The sequence below is a fragment of the Rhodococcus jostii RHA1 genome (genome assembly GCF_000014565.1).
Lineage (GTDB): Bacteria > Actinomycetota > Actinomycetes > Mycobacteriales > Mycobacteriaceae > Rhodococcus_F > Rhodococcus_F jostii_A.
In genome coordinates this window covers 662,699-682,847 of sequence record NC_008269.1, presented here as the reverse complement: position 1 = coordinate 682,847, position 20,149 = coordinate 662,699, and the positions used below count along the sequence as shown (strand labels likewise).

The following is a 20,149-nucleotide window of genomic DNA, read 5'->3' as shown; positions in this document are numbered from 1 at the left end:
GTTGGTGGTGGGTCCCGGTCGGTGACCGACTCGGGGTCTTTGAGTGCTTGGTTACGTAGTCTGCGGCGGTCGATGGCTCCGTGGGTGAGGGCGGTGGGGCGGTGTCCGACGTGGTACTGGCCGGGATTGTGGGGGCAGGGGAACACCGAGAGTCCTTTCGATCCGTGATGGCGTCTGCGGACGCTCTTGGCGTCTGATCGGGCGAGGTAGCTTCGGAGTTTGCAGCGCCTGCACCAGATCCACCGGGCAGCGGGATTGTGTGATCGTGATGGGGCCATGGCGTTTCGCCTCTCTTCACGTGCAGGATCATTGGTAGAAGGCGGTTACGCGGCCCGGTCGATCTGGAGGTTGAGCCAGTCGGTGAGCCATTGGATGGCGGTGCGGCCGGCGTTGTCGACGACGAGGTGGTTGTAGTCGGTGTGGGCGCCGGAGGCGAAGAATGATGCGGCTTTCAACCCCTCGGCGACCAGGGCGGTGAGATCGTCGGCACCTTGGGAGTTGGCCATCGTGGTCAGCGATCCGGTCAGTCCGTTCAGGTCGAGATTCTGCCCGTTCAGGTCGAGATTCTGCGCTTGGGCGTTGATCGGGGTTGGAGCAGTGTGGGCTTGTTTGCCGAGGAGGGCCGGGTCGGTTTTGGTGGCCTTGCCGGTGAGCATGTTCACCGCGACCGAGGCGATGTCGAGGCCGACGGGCAGCAGTCCGGTCATGGCGGCTCCGGCGCCGAGTGGGTCGGGCGCCTGCCCGGGTGGTGGGAGGAGTTTCTCCACGGCTGCCCAGGCGATTTCCTGGATCTGGCCGATCAGGTTGGCGAGCCGGATGACATCGACATTGGCGAGGATCGAGGTCACCAGGGCGGCGATCTGGGTGAACCCGGAGGGGTCCGGGATGACCGAGAGAATTTGTGAGACCCACCGAAGGTCGACGCCCGCGGCGAGTTTGACCAACGGCGCAAACTGGTTGTTCAACTCCCCCGAGATCTGGTGCGCCCCGTGTGCGTCAAGAGCGGCGACCTTCTGCGGGAGGACGGTCAGGTTGTGGAGGATCCCTGGAAAATCGAGTGCAGCAACGCCGGTCACCACGTTGAGCACTTGACCAACGACGACGCTCGGCTTGAGGACCGACAGCACGCTCGATGCGGTCGTGAGTGCGTCGGCGGGTGTGGCGGCCAGCGGCGCGACCTGGGCGCTCAGTGTTCCTGCTGCGGTGGACAGTGCGGTCGCCTCCGGAGACGCGGCCGGCACGGTGGCAGTGCCGGACTGGACCAATGCCGAAGCGGTGTCGGCAAGCTTGGATGCTGTGGTCACCGCATTCGACAGGTCGGCCTGGGACGCGGCGGTCAGGAACTGTCCGGCGGCGTGCTCGGCGGTTCCCGGTGTCGCGGTGGTCAGGTGGGTGGTCGCGGCGGAGTTCGCTGCGCCGGTCGCGATCAGATCCGCGATCGGCGTGAGGGTGTGCATCAGCGACGTCGCGGAGTTCGCGAGCTGGGCGATGTCGATCGTGTCTGCGTTGCTTTGCTGCGCCAGCGTGGTGGCGTTTGCGCCGAGTGCTGGTAGATCAGCTTTGGAGAAGTCCGAGGTCAATGCCGTTGCAATACCATCACTTCCGTCGCCAGTGGACGCCCCGGGTTCGGCACTGGGCGTCTTGCTGAGGATGGAGCCGAGCGACCCGAGGAGCGGGCTTGTCCCCTTCTGGATGGAGCAGTACAGGTCCTTGCCGGTGTAGCAGATGGAGGCGACCCGGCCGGAGAGCTGGCCCATTCCCTGCGGGCGGGGGTCGGCGATGCCGGTTCCTGCGGCGCGGGGGCCGACGACGGCTTCACCCTGGGTGCCCGAGCCGGGGTCCGCCAGCAGGCCGACCGCCAGGACCCGGTCGGGTCGAATGGGGCCTTTGCCGTTACCGATGTCGGAGGCGAGGTCGCCGGCCGCGTCAGCGCCCTGGGAGTATCCGGTGATCGTAAACTTCGTTCGCGTGCACTTGCTTGCCACGTCGGTCAGCACATTGGCTGCTTTGGTGCGTGCGTCGGACTTGCTGTCGGCGTAGGTCTTTCCGTTGTCGAACGCGCGGGCCATATACGGCAGGGTGTAGACCTCCGCGCGGTCACCGTGGGTGGCTGTGATGGTGTCTGCGATCGGTTTGAGGATGCCGACCGCAACGGAGGGGTCGGCGTGCTCGTTGGTTTCCCAGGTTCCGGGGATGAAGAGGTTGAATGTCGATGCGCATCTGGCCGGGTCCGCGTGCGCCATCGCCGGGACGGTCACCGCTGCGGTTCCGGTGGCGACCGTCGCGGTGACCAGTGCGGCGAGTGCGCGTTGGGCGGTCGGACGTGTGTCGGGCATTGGCACCTCATCTACCTGGCGGACTGGGTGGATCACCGCTCGGTGAGCACAACAGTGCCCCAGCCGGTTGCGCTCGCGTCGCGTTGAGTGCCCACAGTGGCCGGTTAGTACGGTGAGATCAACGTGACCTGTGGATAACTCCACGTTGTATCGGATTTCGCCGAGGTGGTCACCGCTGCACTGGGCGCCCCGTCGATGTGGCGTCCGGTTTATGAAAGTCCATGAGTGCGGCCCTGAACCCCTGCGAAAACGATGTTGTGCCGCTATCGGGTTATCCGGCTTCGTCGCGGCTGTTGCAATGCCTCGATTGTGTCGGGCGCTAATGTCCACGGCATTCTCGGTGGGCGTTGCGCAACGGCTTTCGGAGGCACCGCTGGCGTTGCGTCAGCCGCATGCAATCTGTGGGCTGCGGCCGACCTCGTCCTGTGCCTGCCTGCCCGTGGAGCGCCGCATCTCACGCCGTGGTGGGATCAGCAGTGCGCACTGGCCATCCGGTTGCGCAAGCTGATCAGGGACCCGTTGCGTTCCCGGGAACCCGGGGAGTTAGTGAGGTCATCATGTCGGTCGAAGGCAGGGAGCGGTGGGATCGCGAATCCTGCATTGACCGCGGCTGCGACGGCCTTGTTGTACCGGCGAAGCGCGGTGCTCGGGGCTTTTGCCTCGGTGGCATCGGCGAGCTGACCCCAGGTCGTGGCCGGTTCGGTGATCTTGATTCGAGCCGTCTTCTTCACCAGCGGATCGAGACTGCTCTCCTCGATGAACGCCAGCAGTTGCGCGGTAGTCGGCACTGCCGCCCGCATCCCACTTTCATCGAGTACCTCGGTCATTGCGGTGGCAGCAACATGTTGCGCGACCTCGCCGTCTGCGGCACCCGTGCTTGCGTCAACGTTGCCAACTGCAACGCTCGCCTCCGCGCGATCGTCCCCGGCAACGCCCCGGTCGGCGTTGTTGACCAGCGTTGCATCGCCGCTGCCGAAGGCAAGCGACTGTGTGAGCGTATTGAACTCGGCGTACGCGGACCCAATCGCCTTGATGAGGACTCCGACGCCGTGCGTGAAGGCGAGGACGAGCAAGGGCGGGATGATCGCAATGAGTGAGGCACCCGTCGGCGAGAGTGGTGTGTAGCCGAGGTCAATACCGGCTGCGACAGCGCGAGCAGCTCGGAGACCGGCCTGATGTGCGTGATAGGCGTTGCCGAACACACTGATGAGCACAACGACGACGGCAAGGGACAGGAAGAATTTCTTCCCGGCCGCACCGCCGCTGATCTTGCTCAATGCAACGACCGCAATCGTGGCACCGAGAATTGCGCCATCCACTATGGCCGGGAATATCCACGCGAGCCAGTGTGGAATGCCCGCCTGTTGCGCGAGGTCTCGTTGCACCGCGAAGGACAGCACGAACGCACCGATGGTGATGCCCACCGCAATGATGATCGCAATGAGCAATGCGGCGATGAGGGCGTGGAGCTGAATTCGTGCGGCGCGGAGGTTGAGGTCGGTCATGTTCGGTTAGTCCTTCCGGTTCCGGGATGGTCGTTGCGCGCGGCCGCGCCGCGCCGGTCGCTGTCAGATTGCGGATCTCGCGAGCGTGCACGGACACCGTGGTGCATGCCGTTGCGTTGCAGTGGCGTTGCGGACCCAATGCGAAAGCTTGCACTCAAGCCCATTGGTCGGGGGTGCATTGCGCATATGTGGGTTGAGGATGTTGCGGGTTGCGGCAAGGTGGCGTTCACGGGTTGCCGCAACGGAGCGTTGGTAGTCGCGGCGTTGCGCCTGGTGTACGTGTGCGGGCGCGGTCGGGTCGAACGCCCTTGCGTACCTGTTGCGGCCGGCGGTGCGGGCGAAATGTGTGTCTTGGGGTGTGCGCCATCCGGTTGCGGTTGCATCCTGCTTTCTTCCCCGGCCGAGTCGAAGGGCGCAATTGATCGGTTCGGCCTTTCGTGGGTTTCGGGTCGTGAGGTGGTGGTTGCGCAAGGCGTTCTCCCGATTGCGCGGGACGAGTGCACGTTGGCGGGATCGAGCTCGGCGTGCAAAAACGGATAAGCGTTGCTGCTTGCGTGGTGTGCCGTCGGTCGCAATTCTGTGCCTAGGACACGGTGGCGGTTGCCCGCGTTGCGCCGTATTGCGCGCCTCGAGTTGCACGTCGGTGCAACTCGAGGCGCACGGGGATGGACTCGTTGCAACGACGGTCGGCGAAGTGCGCAATGGGCCGGAGCGGCTGCGGCGAAGTTGGCGCCTCCGGCGGGTATGCAATGCCGGGTGTCCGTGTTCACGCGATCACGTCGATCAGCCAGCGCCCGGCGACATGGGTGGTGGTGATCGTCTGGGTGAATTGCGTGGCGGGTTCGCCGGGTCGCATCTCGGTGAGCACGAGCGTGTAGTGGTTGTCGTTGGTTTCGATGGTGCGGAGGCAGTAGTTGGTGCCGAGTGGGACGGTGTCGATGCCTGCTTGGATCTTGTCGGCCGTCGGGAGCGGTGAGCTTGGTGCGGCGAGGGCGCGTGCGGCTTGGCCGGATCGGAGCACGTAGTAGGCGTGTTCGAATGCGGCGATGACCCCAGTTCCGGTCTTCTGGTCGCCGCGGTCGCTCTGGCACTGGTTCTCGTCACCGCGGGGTACGGCTGAGAGGCTTTCTGCGGGATCGGAGTTCGCCGCGAGGGTAGTTGTGACCGTTTCGGGTTGTTGGGTTGTCTCCGGGGCGCCTGGGGTGGTGTTTTCGGGCTCGCCGACCCGCAGTGCGGTCCAGCCGACGGTGCCTGCCGCAGCAAGAACCATCACGGCGCCGATGGCGGTCCTGGTGCCGACTCGCCGCTGCCCGGGCTTCTCTGATTTCGGCGGCGGGAGTGGTCGGGCCGGTGTGCTCGTGGCGACGCGCCCGCCGGACGACGCGGTGGTGTCGCGTCGGCCCGACGGGGTGGTGGCAGTGGGCGCTGGTCCGAGGGTGTCGATCACTGCCGGATGCCGGGTCGGTTTCCGCGCTCCGCTGTTCCGCCTGCATTTCCTCACCTGCGGTCCCTTCCGGTTTCAGCGTGCCGCGGTTTCGACGGCCGACAGGAGCGCGCCGACCTCTGCGGGCATCGCGGTGCGTAGGTCTGCGCCGGCCTGGAGCAGTTGGTTCCCGCCAGGCTGTTCGGCCACCCATGCTGCTGTCTGCGTTCCGGCGTCGACGGCCTGATCGATCACCGGTTGGCCGATGGCCTCGGGGACGGCGGATGCGGTGTTGTCAGCCCACTCGATCGCGGCGGAACCGGTGGTTGTCGTGGCGGCGGTGTCGACGGCCTGTGCCGCCGCGGGGGTGGCCTGTTCGACGAACTGGGCGGCGGGCTGCAGATCGACGACCGGCGCAGATTCGGGAGCCGGCACGGGTGCGGGTTCGGACGCCTCGCCAAGGTTCTCACCCGCCCCGTAGGCGGCGCCCGCGAGTGCACCTCCTGCCGCGGAAAGCGCCCCGACGGTGACGGCCGCCGGCGCGCCGAGCGCGAAGCCTCCGATGATCGCGCCGGTACCAGCGCCCGGACCCGCGAGGACTGGCCCGCCGATGGCGGCGCCGGCGGCGAGGCCGATCAGTGCGCCGCCGGCGGCTCCCACAGCACCGGCGGTGACCCCAGCTGCGGTCGCACCGACCACACCGGCGGTGACGGCACCTGCTGTGGCGGCGGCGGCCATGCGGTCCGAGCGGGTGGTGGGGACGCCGAGGGAGTTGAAGAATGTCGCGCCCTGAGCTTCGAGGATGGCGCTGGTGTTGTTGAGTTTGTCGGCCTCGGTCTTGGGCAGCCAGTCCGGGCGGGGTCCGGTGAGGTAGCCGAAGCGGTAGGTGTCTTCAGGGGCTTGGATCGGTGCGACCGGAGCGCCGTGTCCCGGGGCAATCTCGGGCGGCTGCTCGGGCTCGGGGACTTGCTGCTGCTCCCCTGTCGGTGACGGGGTGTCGTTGTAGTAGGTGGGCTCGGTGTGCGTGGGTGCTTGGCGGGTGGGCACGTTCTGGTACTCGGTGGGGATCGGGATGTAGGTGTCCCAGTCCGCGGTTGTGCCAGCGTCTTCGGAGCTTTGCTGTGGGGTCTGGGACGGCTCCGGGGTGGGGGTGGTGACGCCGGCCTGGCCACGGTCGCCGGTGATGCCGGCTTGGCCGGTGTTGTCGTTGATGCCGGCCTGTCCCGGTGCCGCTGCCGCGTTGGGGGCGAGAGAGATCCCTGCCGCGATGCACGCGGCCACGAGGGCGGCGGTGGTGCTCTGGCGCACGGCCTGGCGGTGGCGCCCGGTGTGGTGTGCTCGGTTCCTGGTGTGAGTCTTCGGGGCGGTCATAGTTCTTCCCTTTCGTGACTGGGTGTGTGCGGCTTCCGTAAGTGAACGGTTATGGGTTGGCGGAGGCACGGTTTAGGTCAGCCGGTGCTGGTGATCAGGTCGACGACGGTCGCGGCGATCACGGTCAAAGAGTCGGTGGTGGTACACCGCAGGCGGCTTGGGACGATGCGTTCCCCTCCGGCGAACAGCGGCTCGTAGGGCATGCGGAGTACCTGCACTCCTAGGGCAATGAATGCGTCAACGGTGTCGGATTCGACCATCGGGGTGTCCCCGGGGCCATCGGTGATGATGACCACGGTCCGGTCCAGTCGGCCGGGATGTGTGGTGGCGAGGTCGAGGAGCATGCGGTGCGCTGTGGTGGCGGCATCGCGGCGCAGAGGCACGGGCACGACGAGGGCGCCAGCCTCCGAGACGGCCCACTGCCAGCTGCCAGCGAGTGGGTTGTTCCCAGTGTCGGCGACCAGGATCTCGCGGTGGTGGGCGAGGATCGAGGCCAGTGCCGCGGCGTCGTCCCCACTTAGACCCACGTGTCGTGTTGCAGTGAGGTCGTGGTGGCCGGCGACGATGTCCTCGCCGGAGGGTTGCCGGGTCAGATGCCGGCCGAGGGCCGAGGGCCGCAGGTGCCCGGTGGCGGCCTGGTCGGCCGCGAGGAGCCCAAAGATGTTCTGCTCGCCGGGGGGTGGGACGCTGACCCGGTCGGCGAGGCTGCCGCCGCTCTCGGCCAGGTCGGCGCAGACCACGGTCGCGCCGCCGCGGTGCGTGGCCAATGTCTGCGCAAGACCGACTGCGATCGGGGTTTTGCCGACCCCGCCTTTGGTGTTGGCCACCGTGATCGTGGAGAACTCGGGGATCGGGCCGGCAATCGTCGCGGCAGCGACGCGCAGTCGCATCTCGGTCGAGGATGGTTTCGGGGACAGGCTCAGCCCCAAGACGGCGTTGAGTCGCCCCCGTATCCCCGTGCGTGCCGGTTCCGTTGCTCCCGGGATGATTCCGGGCGCCGCCAGGACAGAGACCGGTTGGCGGCGAGCATCGTATTCGGGGTGGGGCGCACTCCCCTGCCCGGCGTCATCGGGTGCCGAGTGAGCGGTGTCGCCGAGTGCGTCCAACGTGATGCTGACCGGTTCCTCCGCGATCATGTCGGCGTTTGCTGGTTCCTCACCCTGGTCGGCGCTCGTCGGGATGGGGCCTGTTGGGGCGGACCGGGACGCGGTTCCGTCGGGTGCCACGGTGACCTGGGTGCAGCGGCCGGACCGGTGGACGGCGACCTCGACGGGCGCCCCGGCGTCGACGGCACGCTTCTGGCTGTATTCGTAGATGCTGTCCTGGATCGACTTCCCAACCGGGGCGACCAGCTCGTCGCCGGTGCCGGCGACACGCGCAACTCTGTCGGAGACGATCTCGATGGTGAACTCGTGCATGCGGCTCACCCGCCGAAGGCGCCGACGGACGAGAGTTCCGTATCCATGTCGGCCACGGTCTTCTCGGCCTTGGCGAGGGCGTCGAGGGCGTCGGAGCGTGCCTTGCCTTCGGGGAGGGCCTCGATGATCTGACGTCGCATCGCCACGGCGGCCTTGATTTCCTCGAGGCGTCCCGACGTGAGTTCCTGCTCCTCGGTCAGCTTCGCCAGCCATGTCGGGACGACCGCCTTGAGGACGCGGCGCAGTTCGGCGATGACGGGATCGTTGGCGCCCTTGGCCGCGAACGGTTCACGCAGCACCGTGACGTCGTCCGTGGTGGGGGTGATCGACTGGGAGATGCGGCGGCTCATGGGTCGGGGTCCTCTCGATGGGTGGGTGCGGCGACGTGGGTGGTCAGAGGGCGTGCGGCGGCGTGCGGGTTCCTTGTGCTGCCAGGGGCGTGGTTCTCACGCGGTGGTGAGGACGGTGTCGGGTTCGGGGAGCATCACGACCTCGGTGGCGTCGAAGTGGACGGTGGTTTTCACCCGTCCGCCGGTGTTGATGGACAGGACGGTTTCGAGGACGTCGCCGGTGTCCTTGTCCCGCATGACCGTGACCGTGTCGACGGTGACGGGCACCTGGTCGCCGTCGTCGTCGTCGAGCAGGATGACCATTCCCTCGGTGACCGCCGAGGCCGGGATGGCGTCGGCGAAATCGTCGGCGCCGACCGTGTCGTGGTCGGTGGCGAAGTCGGTGAGGACGGACGGTTCAGGGGCGTCGCCGTACTCGCGTGCCCGCCTGGCCAGCGCGCGCTCGGATTCGACGAATTCCCGCAGCTCCGTGGAGAAGAACTCGAACGTGGGCGACTCGGTCGGTGTCAGGCCGTGCACGATCGCCTTCTCCTCCTTCGAGAGTTGGTTCCATTTGTTGGGGTGCGGATCGACATTCGGGGTCCACCACATCTGCGCATCCACCGGGGAACCGTCGAGGGCGGTGACCACCCCGCGGCCGGGGATGGAGGTGTCCACTTCGCGGCCGACGTGGGCATCGCCCCACATCATCAGCGCGCCGTCCTGCGACAGGTTGCCGAGCGAGATCCGGGTGCCGAAGTTGTCTCGGGCATTGCCCGAGCTCGACCCGAACAAGGAGGCGTCCGGGCGTTGCACCCCGAGCAGCAGGCGGATGCCGGCCGAGCGGGCCAGGACCGCGAGGTCGGCCCACGCCCCCAGCGGGTCGAGTTGTTTGATCTGCGCGCGGATCTCCTCGTCCTCGTCTTTGGCCAGGCGCTGCCATTTTCCGGAGAGGATGAAGAACTCGTCGAGCACGGCGATCAGCAGCGGCAGTTGCGAGGGTTCGATCTTCTTCACGTGCACGTAGTGGTTGCGGGCCATCATTTCCGCGTGCAGGGCGCGTACGAGCATCGCGGAGCGGACGGCGTCGTAGACGATGGCCGCGCATCCGGGGTAGCCCTCGAGTCCGTCGAGTTCGATCATCTTCGGGTCGACTCCGAGGAAGGGGATTCCGCGGCGCGAGGCCTCGGTGAGCAGGGTGCGGATTACCGAGGTCTTGCCGCCGCCGGTGGGACCGACGATCAGGCAGTGCGGTTTGTTCGATTTGGTCGAGACGTCCCAGTACAGGCTCAGGTTCGCTGCGCCGGTGGCGTAGGGCAGGTGGCGGAGGTTCTCGTCGACCAAGGCGAGGGGGTGGTCGACGCGGGTGGGCAGCGGTGCCCGCAGGTACATCACCAGGTATCCCTCGGAGGGGGTCCATTCGGTGGCCCAGGTGCGGCCGGATTCGTGGTGGCCGGCGAGCGCGGCGAGGGCTTCGTCGACCTTGGTCTGGAAGCCGCGGGCGCCGCTGTTCAGCGAGGGGGTGAACGTGATCTTGTAGCCGGTCTCGACTCCGTCCTCGTCGCGGGAGGCGACCGTGACGGCGGGTTCTTTGAAGATGGTGCCGGCGGACAACGCGGTTTGTAGGGCCTTATGGCGTGGTGAGCGGGTGTCTGGTTCGACGGGTGTGCGGGCGATCAGGATCAGGTCGCGGTGCGCATGATGGCGAACGGTGTGGGTGTATGTGCCGGTGCGGCCGGCCGCTCCGCGGACGGCGGTGGTGAATTCGTCCATCTCCTTGGGGCGGATGATCGCACCCCTGGGGAGTCGGATCTTGGCGCTGCGCAGCGAACAGATTCCGGGTGGGAACGCGACGGTAACCTTCACTGGCAGGTGCCGGGTTGTCTGCCGTAGCTGCGATTCGAGCGCACGGCGCTGTCGGTGGCCGTGCCAGCGGAGAATGTCGAGCACGCTCCACGCGGAGGCGAGGACGGCGAGCGGCCAGCGGTAGCCGTGAACCGTCGTGATGAACTGACCGGCTTGATCGACAGTGTCTGTGAGCGCTGTGTCGGCGAGTTGGGGTGCGTAGAACGCGAGGGCCGCGGAGGCGACCGTGATCGGGGCGAAGGTCCGGTACGCGCGGACGGCAGACTCGGGTGCCGACTGAGCGTTGCGTTTGTTGCGGGTGCCGGGGTCGGGGCCGAGCAGTTCGATCAGGATGTCCTTGAGCGGATCTCGCTGTGCCATCGCCCCTCCCCTTTCCGGTTGACTTGCGCCCGTCTCCGACAGTGGTCGGGCGTGTTGGATGCGCACACTGGCAGAGTCGGGTGATCGCGCTCAACGTGATCTGTGGATAACTTCGCTTGGGGGCTGCTCACGGCCGGTGCGTGACACTCCGCCGATGCGGCGCACTCGTGTCCCGGCCGGATGGTGCAGGCGCGCTTGCTCAGATCAACCGGACCTCGTGTCACCGGTCCGGCAAGGCCTGCGCCCGGGCGACTTCCGCAACACACAACGACGTACGCGAGTCGGGCACACAGCGGCTTCGCCATGCTCGACGACCCCAGCACGCATGCGATAGCGAGGGTGGAGGTCAAGAGGGGCTTCGCGAATCGGTATGCGACAACCCTCAGAGTGGCTTCTTGAGCGCAAAAGGCAGCGTGTCGAGCCGCCCCATAATTGCGCGACAGAGCGGTCCCGACACCGGATGATCCGACCGCCCCCACACGCGATTTCATTCGCTCCTCGAGTGCGATCGGGGACCACACCCGAGCGGTCATTGCCGCGCTGCGCGAAGCGTTCCGACGAACGCGCTCCATAGCGTGTGAACAGCACGCTTTGAAATCGATTGGCGCGAAGCATTTTTCCCAGGTACACTCCCCTAGGCCCGAAGGGCCGGGGAGTGACCCCCCGAAGGGGACGGTGTTTTCACCCGCCTCTCGACACGCTCGGCCGGATCGCCGAAATCCACCCATTCCGACATCGCCCCGACCGGACGGTTGGCGGCACGGTGGGAATGCTCTACGGTTCGGGCGATGTCCTGACCCGTCTCTCGCAGCCGGTTCGCGATGCTCAACTGCGTCTCCAATGCGAGACGTCGAGGGTGTCATGTTCGATCGGTCGTGGCGATGCGCCCGAACGTGGAGGCTTCCCGGCATTCGTCCGGCTCGGTTGATCCACTGCTGGATTGGCGCGCGATCAATTGGTGTGCCGGTTTTCCGATCGCGTGATGCGCTTACGCCCGAAGCCGAGCCGCGAGCAGCACACACCTGGGTGCCCAGACCCTTTCCGGTTCCCGCCCTACTCTCATCTCGCCCCCCACGATCGCCCGACACCGCCCCGGCCCACTTCGACTCGGATCGGAAAGTTATCCACAGGTCACGTTGATTCTCGCAGCGTATGTCTCCTACGTTCCCGCACAACCACGTTCGCCCATATCGGTTACGCACCCTGTTGGAGAGGCACCATGTCCGCAATCGCTTCCACCGTCGTCGACCTCGCGAGCGCTGAGCACCCCGCCCCCGACATCTCGATCGTTGCCCAGCAAACGGAGGTCAGTACCGGCGGGCTCAGGAAGTGGATCGAGGACAACATCGTCTTCACCATCTTGGTCGTCATCGCGTGTGTCGTCCTGACCGGTGGCCTTCGCGGGAATCTGTCGAAGGTGTTCACCGTCGGCGGGTTGACGTTAGTGGGTCTGGCGTTCGTCGGTATCGCCACCTCGGAATCCGCAGCCAAGGGCCTTGGGAACTGGGTTCTCGGCCTCTTCGGCATCAACGCCTGACACCCGCGACGGTTCCTACGCGGAGAAGGGAGCGTTAGGTGATCAACAACGATGACCTGCTGTATCGGGTGGACCGCCACTATCTCGGTCCGACTGGCTACACCCTGCCGGTGCGGATTCGGTACACCGCAGGCTTGGTGGGCGCCGCGGTGTTCGTGCTGGTGTTTCTGATTGCCCGCGCCATCCTCCACGTGCCGCTCGGGTTCAAGCCATTGTTGGTGATGGTTCTCGTGACCGTGTGGGCCACTACGGGGATCGCGAAGTACGTCACTCCGGATCGGCCGCTGCGGTCGGTGTTCAAGGCTGCTGTCAACGACTTGGGCGCCCCGCGTCCCCCGAAGCCCGGGGAGACGATCAGTGTCACCCTCCCCGACCGACTAACCACCGGTACGCGACCTGACGACGCGACTGCCCGTATCGACAGTGAGGACCCACACCGATGACCACGTACGACAACGACATCGCATCGCTGTTCGATCCTCAGCTCGAAGATCCGGTGCCGGTGATCCCGCCGGGAGCGTTGCCGCCGTCATGGGCTGCGGGACAACAGACGCCGGTTTCACAACAGGGCCCGCGGGCGTGGTCTGAAGTGCAATTCCCCCCATACCCGGTCGCCGAGGCGTCCGAGGAGGTCGACCCACAGGCAGAGGACCCCGCCGTCCTGGCCGAGGACACCCGCAAGCGGGAGCGGGGACGCAAGCGCCTTAAACGACGCGGGAAGACGCCCGCCGATCGCGAGAAGGCGGCGGCAAAGAAGCGCGCCGATAGTGCCCGGAAGGCGGTGCGACTGCAACTGACCGGGACCTCCGGACACATCACCCGCACCTCACGCACGTCAATGGCATGGTTTGTGCAGAAGCAGGGGCCGTGGAATTTCCGCACTACCGGCAAGCAGCGGCGCTTCATCCGGGACGAGGCGATGGTACTGACCAACCTGCAGCAGGCCGGTGTCGAGCGACTGCACCGACGTCTGGTGCGCACGCCGTTTCCTGTCGAGCAGTGGGCAAAGGACCACGACCAGTGGGCTGCTCCGATCGACGATGTGCCAGACGCATTGTCGTGGGCGGAGTACCTGCGTGGCCAGCAGCACGCGATGCTGTGGTCGAACGCGACGATCAAGGGCCGCTACTGGGGCATCGAGCTGCCTCAGCGATCGGTGCTCGGGATCGGTCTCGACTATCTTGCCCACACCCTCGGCTACGTCGCGAACTGGCCACTCGTGGGCACCCTCTCGTCCATGATCACCGGCTGGGCCGATGACGCCTTCGCGCGCGAGGAGGCAGCGCTTCTCGATCATCTCGCCGAACTGGAGCGGATCATGGCCGGCCGAGGCGTTAACGCCGCACCAGCGTCACCGGCTGCGATCGACTACCTGCTGCGGCGGTCGGCGACCATCGGCCTGCCATTGGCTGCGGGCGGCGCAGCGGCCGGTGCCGGCGACTGGGAAAAGGACGATGTCGCCGCCCTCGAAGACCTCACTGACCTGTCCCTCACCCCAGGGGATGGCTACACCACCGTCTCCGGGGTCGTCGAGGGCCGTCGCTACACCGGCGCGGTCATCGTCCTGACCGTCGGACGGATGGCACCGCTACCGATCCCGGAGCGGATGCTGCCCTGGCAGGTCATCGGCGACCCGTCAGGTGAGCCGCTCGAATGGTCGGATCGGATCGAGCTGCACGACAAGGCAAAGACCGTCCGCACAATGCGTGCGCTCACCGGAAAGATCAAGTCCCAGTTCGACCACTACACCGTCGAACACGACGAGGACCCGCCGAAAGAGCTGGCCGAGCAGCACGCCCGCGTTCAGGATGTCATCTCCGACGTCGAGGAAGACCACTCCGGGCTATCCACCCGCACCTCAGGCTGGTACAGGGTCGCCGTCGTCGGAGCGACACCCGACGAAGCACGCAAGAAGGCGGCCGGCCTGCGGGAGATGTACAAGCCGCACATCGCCCTCGAGCAGGAGCACGGTCAGTTCCAGCTGCTGCGCGAATTCATCCCCGGCGAGCCGCTCGCGAACATCGCCAACAAACGGCACATGGACGTCGAAGCAGTTGCCGCGGGCATGGCCACCGCCGGTGACCGGATCGGTGACCGCCGCGGGGTGGTGCTCGGGGAGACGTCGTCGATCGCACCGCGCCCTGTGATTTGGGATTGCTTCGCCGCGCATGAGATCAAGCACAAGTCCGGGCTGACCCCGATCGTCGCTGTGCCCGGCTCCGGTAAGACGTTCCTGGCCGGGATGGTCGTCTACCAGGCGGTGCGCGCGGGTGCCTACGGTGTCGTCCTCGATCCCTCGGGGCCGCTGAAGGAGCTGGCGAATCTGCCCGAGTTCCGGGACATCGCCCGGGTCTACGCGCTCACCGGTCGCGACTCACGCCCCGGGGCGCTCAACCCGTACCGGGTGATCATCGACCCGCGGCGCGATGACCCCGAGTACGACACCGGCCACGCGGACTTCGCGCGGGCCGCGGACCCGTTCGCTGCGGCGCAGGCGAAGTACGACGCGGACATGCGCGCCGCGGCCGCCGAGCGGGTCGAGGTCGCGGTGTCGGTGCTGAAGATGATGCTCACCGAACGGCATCTGCATCTCGAGCACACCGAATCGGTGCTGCACCTGGCCGCCAATCGGGTCGGTGGGGATCGCGACCACAATCTGGGTGAAGTGCTCGCCGCCATCAAGGCGATCGGTGAGACCGATCCCGATCAGGCCGTGCGCACCTGCGCCGGTGGTGTGTATCAGCAGCTGGAGTTGATGTCCCGACTGGCCGAAGCCCGGGTGCTCTTCCCAGAAGCCGGCACGGTCGGCAGTGGCATGGACGACTTCGACGCAGACATCCGGCTCACCATTCTCACGATGCCTGGCCTGCAGCTTCCACCCGAGGGTGTTCCCTCCTCGCAGTGGACCCCGCAGCAGCGGATGACCGCCCCGTTGATGCACATGGCCGCGTGGCTGGCGAACCGGCTCGTCTACGAAAAGCCGAGGCACGTCCGCAAGGTGTTGTTCCTCGACGAGAACAAGTACCTCGAATCCACCGGTGCGGGCCGCACCCTGAACCTGCGGATCGCTCGCGACTCACGCAAGTTCAAGGTCCGCGCCCTGGTGTGCTCGCAGCTGCCCGACGACTTCCTCGGCCTCGACGGCACCGACGACAAGACCGCCCTGACCTACGAGGTTTTCGTGGGCGACGTCGGCGGCGACCCGCACGCCATCGACGGCGCCCTCAAGCTCCTCAAACTCCCTGCCGGGCAGGGTTTCGAGCAGTTCCTCGCCGAACTCGGCAGCGGCGGCGAGGACACCCTCGACGAGGACACCGACACCTCCTACCAGGATCAGGCCCGCCGGTGGATGGTCCGGATGGCCGACGACGTCGAACTGGTCCGGTCGAGCTGGGTCCACTACGTGCACCTGTCCCACGTGTTCGCCGCTTTGAACTCGAGTACCGCAAAGAACGCCCTCGGAGGTGCCGCATGACCACCACCCTGCGGCGACTCGACCTGCATTTTCGGCCCGCAGGCACTTATCGGTCCGGCAACCCCGAGGCGAGCCCGAATCGACGCCTGACGGGTCGGCTGGGGTGTCTTCTGGCAGTCCTCGCCCTGGTGCTGGCCCCGTTGCTCGTCGACCCGCTCTCCCCCGTCGCGGCGGCCAGCGGTTTCGCGTGCGACGAAGTCCCCGCCCCGGAGTACCCCAAGGGGGCGTTCCCCGGGGTCTTCGACGCGACCAGCCAGAACCGCCCCGACAACGGGGTCACCGGATACACCACCTACGGGTGGGCCGGCCTGCAGTGGTACACCTACGATCTCGGTTGCGGCATGGACCTGGTGCGCGCCCCCGGCGCCGTCACCGACACCGACTGGGGCAATAGATTCCTGACGATCGGGAAGTCCCTGGCCGCGGCCGCATTCTGGCTCGACGACCAAACCAAGACCGGTCAGGCCGCCGAAGACGCCGGGGTCGCACCCGCAATGGAACAGTTCGACCAGGTCGTCTCCTCGATCTCGAACGGCATGCTCGGCATCTACGGCCTCTGGCTCGGTATCGGACTGACCGCGGCTGCCTCGATCATGCTCTGGCACGCACTCAAGTCAAACGCTGCCGGCGTCACGAAATCCATGGCCGTCGGTGGAGCCGCTCTCGCCCTCGGCGCTCTGCTGATCGGCGCACCCCAGCAGGCAATCCGGCTCGCCGACGACACATTCGGGGCAGTAATCACCGACACCCAGAACGAGATGCTCTCGGTCTCCGGCAGCGGCAAAGGGCCTCGCGACGTACTGCTCGACGACATCTTTCTCGACGACTGGCGTAAGGGCTGGTTCGGTCCGAACTACCGCGACAACGAGAACCAGCTCGGCCCCAAGCTGCGCGATGCGCTCGCATTCTCCTACGAGGAACAGCAGCAGATCGAGAACGCACCAGATTCGGGTGTCGAGAGCGACCTGAAGGCGAAGAAGGAGGGCATCTTTCGCGACGACATCGTCAAGCCACTCAACGATGACTACGGACTGTCCTATTACACGTTCCAAGGCAAGGACTCCGGCCGCACCGGAATCGGATTCATGGCAATGGTCAAGGTCGGCATGCCGTCGCTCCTGTGGATCGGTGCATCGGTGCTGAAGCTCATCGCGCTGCTCGCCATCCGCCTGGCCATCCTGTTCGCCCCGATATGGATACCGCTCGCAGCCGCTCACGCGGGAACGCTGATGCGAGTGTGCCGGATGATCGCCAGCGCCTACATGTGGGGCGTGGCGGGTTCCGTCATCGTCGCCCTCTACCTGCTGGCCCTGGTGAAGTTGTACGTCACCGACAACGGGCAAATCGACGGGTCATGGCGGTTGTGGTTCATGGTCATCTTGACCCTGGTGTGCTGGTTCATCATGCGCCCGTTCAAACGGGTCTCTCAAACCTTCACCCAGAACCGCGCCGGCGCCCTCAACCGAAAGGCCCGTCACGCGCAGACCTCGATGAAGCAGAAGGTCTTCAAGGGCGCCAGCGCGGTCATCGGTGGCCCGGCCGGCGCGATGGTCGAGGAAGGAGTCGGTGCGCTACGCAAAAAAACCAAGGACGGCTTCACCGACGAAGACTCCGACATCAACTTCGCAGCCCCAGCCCGCCCGGAGGGGCGCGAACTTAACCAGCGTCGCCGGCACGAGGCCGACCAAACTCGGATCGCCGCCCACAGAAAGATGGACCTCCTGCAACGGCTGGCTGACTCACGCAAGGAATCTCAGGACGCCCGCCACATGAACCTCGCCATGGGCGGCAAGCATCGCGAACAGGACACCGCGAACACGCGCGTCGGCCGCGGGCGACGCACGGCGCTGCAAGCGCTCGAAGCCAGCCGCTCGGGTGGCGGAGCGCGCCGCGGTGACACCCCGAGGGTCAGTGAGACATGGGACGGCGGAGCGGGTTCTGCCATCGCACCGACGAGGGTCTTCACTCCGACCCGCAAGGACACCTCACCAGGGAACGTCCCCGCCGCGTCCGCGCCCGCCAGTATTTCAGCTCCGCCGCGGTCGAATACCCGCTTGTACGCGCCGTCGCTGACTCCCGAAGTGCGCACGCACCCGAGCGAGAGTTTCACCTGATGGCCCGCCCCGCAGGCAACCCGGTCCTCGCCCCGATCCGCCGGTGGGTGCTGTACTCGCGCACCAACCTAATGATCAGCATGGCCGCCATTCTCGCCGTTCTATTCGTTGCGGGCACCGTATTCGGGGAATCCCCTCCTACAAGCCATACGCCGAGTACCGCGGCGGTGACCGGTGCACCGACGACGACTCCTGCACAAGGAAACGAGGTCACCTACGACCTCATCGAGGTGACCGAGTCGGCCATCGCAGGCCTAACGACGGCCGCGGCCGGGAAGAGCGCGCCCGCCACAGCGATGGCTTATGCGCACAGCTACGTGGACATCACACAGTCGAATACCGAGTGGAGAACCAAACTCGGCCGGTACACCATCGACACCCCCGGTGACACGATCGTCGTCGCACGTCCACAGGTGCCCGTCGCGATCACCGGGCCCACGACTAGTGAGACGGTCACTGGCGCCGGTGGCGCGCGGCGGGCAGAGGTCACCATCCCCACTCAGGCCGGCGACCTGCGCGTGTCCGTGCAGGTGGCCGAGTCCCCGAGCGGGGCGAAATGGCAGGTCCAGAACCCGTTTCCCACTCTCGACCGCGACGAGGTCAGCAAACTCGGCGCCGCGCCGACCCTAGTGAGTGTCCCCTCAACCTCCTCGCACTCGACCACGCCCCAGACTGCAACGCAGCCGATCACCAGCCAGCCGAAACCGTCGACGACGACCTCGGCCCCCGAATCTGTCACCGCACCGCCAGCGATGTCCGAGCCCGAACCGACACCCGTGCCGGTGCCCGTTCCAGAGCCCGGGCCTATCCCGATCCCCGAACTCGACACCCCGATCCCGGGAGCCCTGTGACACTTCGCCAGCGCGGGACAGCGCTGCTACTCGCGGCCGCAGCCACCACAGTCGTCAGCACGACGGCCTGCGCCCCCCAGCCGGTCATCCCCCACGATGGATGCGAGGCAACCTCCACCGATAGCGATCCGGGCACGCCCGCCGGTGGTCAGCTGCGCGCCTCCGGACCGATCACTGCACCGACGAGGGCCGGGACCACCACGTTCACCTCCGGCTTCGGGCCACGGTGGGGTACCGAACACCAGGGCGTCGACTTCGCCGGTCCCATCGGCACCCCGATCTATGCAGCCCTCGACGGCCTCGTCGTCCGTTCCGGCACCGCCACCGGATTCGGACACTGGATCGTCATCGACTCCCTCGTCGGCGACACACCGGTCTCCACCGTCTACGGACACATGTTCACCGACGGGCTAATCGCCCGCGAAGGCCAACAGGTCAGGGCCGGTGACCACATCGCCACCATCGGCGACGACGGCCAAAGCACCGGCGCCCACCTGCATTTCGAGTACTGGGAAGGCGGCCGTTTCCAAGGCGGCACCGCCGTGGACCCGATGATCAAACTGGGCAGCACGGCCTCACCTCCTGGCGCGCCGGACGGCGCGGACGTGCGGCTGGCCTCCTTGTCGTCGCCGATCAACTGCGCGGGCTTCGGGACCGTCGGCGGCGGTGAGCTGGCCGCCGGCTCGGTGCCGGCCGAATTCGATCCGTGGATCCGCAAGGCCGGCAGCATCTGCCCCGGCATTCGGCCCCCGGTCCTGTCCTCGCAGCTCCACGCCGAGAATCAGTTCAGGCACGGCGCCAACGCCCCCACCTCCCCCTCCGGTGCTCTCGGACCTGCACAGTTCATGCCCGGAACCTGGGCGACCTGGGGCAAGGACTACGACGGCGATGGCAAGGTCGACCCCAATTCGATCGGCGACGCCGTCATGGCTCAGGGGCATTTCATGTGCGCGCTCAACAACCAGGTCAACGCCGCGCTCGCGGTCGGCACCGTCATGGGAGACCCGGTCGAGCTGTCACTGGCCGCGTACAACGCAGGCTTCGGTGCGGTGCAGGCTCACCGCGGCATCCCCCCATACGCTGAGACCCAGAACTACGTCGCAAAGATCATCCTCGGCCAGGCCAAGTACACCTCCCTGAGTTCCACCGGCCGCCTGGTCCCGAACGGATCGAAAGACGGCGGCCAGGTCGTCGCGGCCGCCCGGCAGTACCTCGGCACCCCGTATGTCTGGGGTGGAGGTAGCACCGGCGGACCGTCCGGCGGGGGCTTCGATTGTTCCGGCCTGACCAGCTACGCCATCTTCACCGGCAGCGGCGGCAAGGTCACACTGCCACGCACTTCGGAGCAGCAGTGGACCGTTGGCACCGAGATTCCCATCGATCAGGCCCAACCGGGTGATCTCGTGTTCGGATCCTGGGCCGGGTCTGGGCCGGGTCACGTCGGCATCGCCCTTGGTGGCGGACGCATGATCCACGCCCCGACCACCGGCGACGTCGTGAAGGAAGCGCCGCTGATGGGCGGGATGAAAGCACGGAGGGTGATGTGATGAGTGAACTGCCCGCA

At 66.7% G+C, this 20,149-nt stretch carries 13 protein-coding genes; 6 read left to right on the top strand and 7 right to left on the bottom strand.

Annotation, left to right across the window (positions count from 1 at the left end; translation table 11 throughout):
• Positions 1-323 precede the first annotated feature (323 nt).
• From RHA1_RS38870 to RHA1_RS38840, 7 genes are all read right to left on the bottom strand, one after another.
• Positions 324-2,336: a cutinase family protein gene (locus RHA1_RS38870; protein ID WP_192815039.1), complete on the bottom strand. Its 2,013-nt coding sequence runs from the start codon at positions 2,334-2,336 to the stop codon at positions 324-326.
• A gap of 470 nt (positions 2,337-2,806) precedes the next feature.
• Positions 2,807-3,841, bottom strand: a complete 1,035-nt coding sequence (locus tag RHA1_RS38865; protein WP_011599425.1) for a DUF2637 domain-containing protein — start codon at positions 3,839-3,841, stop codon at positions 2,807-2,809.
• 766 nt (positions 3,842-4,607) lie between these two features.
• On the bottom strand, positions 4,608-5,288 hold the full coding sequence (locus RHA1_RS38860; RefSeq protein WP_041813209.1) for a DUF8176 domain-containing protein: 681 nt from the start codon (positions 5,286-5,288) through the stop codon (positions 4,608-4,610).
• A 72-nt stretch (positions 5,289-5,360) separates the two neighbouring features.
• Entirely contained in the window at positions 5,361-6,635 is a 1,275-nt protein-coding gene (locus tag RHA1_RS38855; protein WP_011599422.1) for a hypothetical protein, read from the bottom strand.
• 77 nt (positions 6,636-6,712) lie between these two features.
• Positions 6,713-8,053 (bottom strand): nucleotide-binding protein, encoded by a 1,341-nt coding sequence (locus RHA1_RS38850; RefSeq protein WP_011599421.1) that lies wholly within the window; start codon positions 8,051-8,053, stop codon positions 6,713-6,715.
• Between the two features lie 5 nt (positions 8,054-8,058).
• Complete coding sequence (locus tag RHA1_RS38845; protein WP_011599420.1) at positions 8,059-8,403, bottom strand: hypothetical protein; 345 nt, start codon at positions 8,401-8,403, stop codon at positions 8,059-8,061.
• A 96-nt stretch (positions 8,404-8,499) separates the two neighbouring features.
• Positions 8,500-10,608 (bottom strand): FtsK/SpoIIIE domain-containing protein, encoded by a 2,109-nt coding sequence (locus tag RHA1_RS38840; protein ID WP_041813204.1) that lies wholly within the window; start codon positions 10,606-10,608, stop codon positions 8,500-8,502.
• A 1,219-nt stretch (positions 10,609-11,827) separates the two neighbouring features.
• Here RHA1_RS38840 and RHA1_RS38830 point away from each other — a divergent pair.
• The 6 genes from RHA1_RS38830 to RHA1_RS38805 are packed head-to-tail and all read left to right on the top strand — an operon-like array spanning position 11,828 to position 20,132.
• The gene (locus RHA1_RS38830; protein WP_011599417.1) at positions 11,828-12,145 is read left to right on the top strand and encodes a hypothetical protein; all 318 of its coding nucleotides are present in this window, start codon (positions 11,828-11,830) and stop codon (positions 12,143-12,145) included.
• Positions 12,146-12,183: 38 nt separating this feature from the next.
• The gene (locus RHA1_RS38825; RefSeq protein WP_011599416.1) at positions 12,184-12,588 is read left to right on the top strand and encodes a hypothetical protein; all 405 of its coding nucleotides are present in this window, start codon (positions 12,184-12,186) and stop codon (positions 12,586-12,588) included.
• Positions 12,585-15,620 (top strand): ATP-binding protein, encoded by a 3,036-nt coding sequence (locus RHA1_RS38820; protein ID WP_011599415.1) that lies wholly within the window; start codon positions 12,585-12,587, stop codon positions 15,618-15,620. The genes RHA1_RS38825 and RHA1_RS38820 overlap by 4 nt, the downstream gene beginning before the upstream one ends.
• Entirely contained in the window at positions 15,617-17,734 is a 2,118-nt protein-coding gene (locus tag RHA1_RS38815; protein ID WP_011599414.1) for a hypothetical protein, read from the top strand. The genes RHA1_RS38820 and RHA1_RS38815 overlap by 4 nt, the downstream gene beginning before the upstream one ends.
• Positions 17,734-18,585 carry a hypothetical protein gene (locus RHA1_RS38810; RefSeq protein ID WP_011599413.1) on the top strand — a complete coding sequence of 284 codons (852 nt, stop codon included), beginning with the start codon at positions 17,734-17,736 and terminating at the stop codon, positions 18,583-18,585. Before RHA1_RS38815 ends, RHA1_RS38810 begins: the two co-directional genes overlap by 1 nt.
• On the top strand, positions 18,582-20,132 hold the full coding sequence (locus RHA1_RS38805) for a peptidoglycan DD-metalloendopeptidase family protein (RefSeq protein ID WP_011599412.1): 1,551 nt from the start codon (positions 18,582-18,584) through the stop codon (positions 20,130-20,132). The genes RHA1_RS38810 and RHA1_RS38805 overlap by 4 nt, the downstream gene beginning before the upstream one ends.
• Positions 20,133-20,149: the final 17 nt, after the last annotated feature.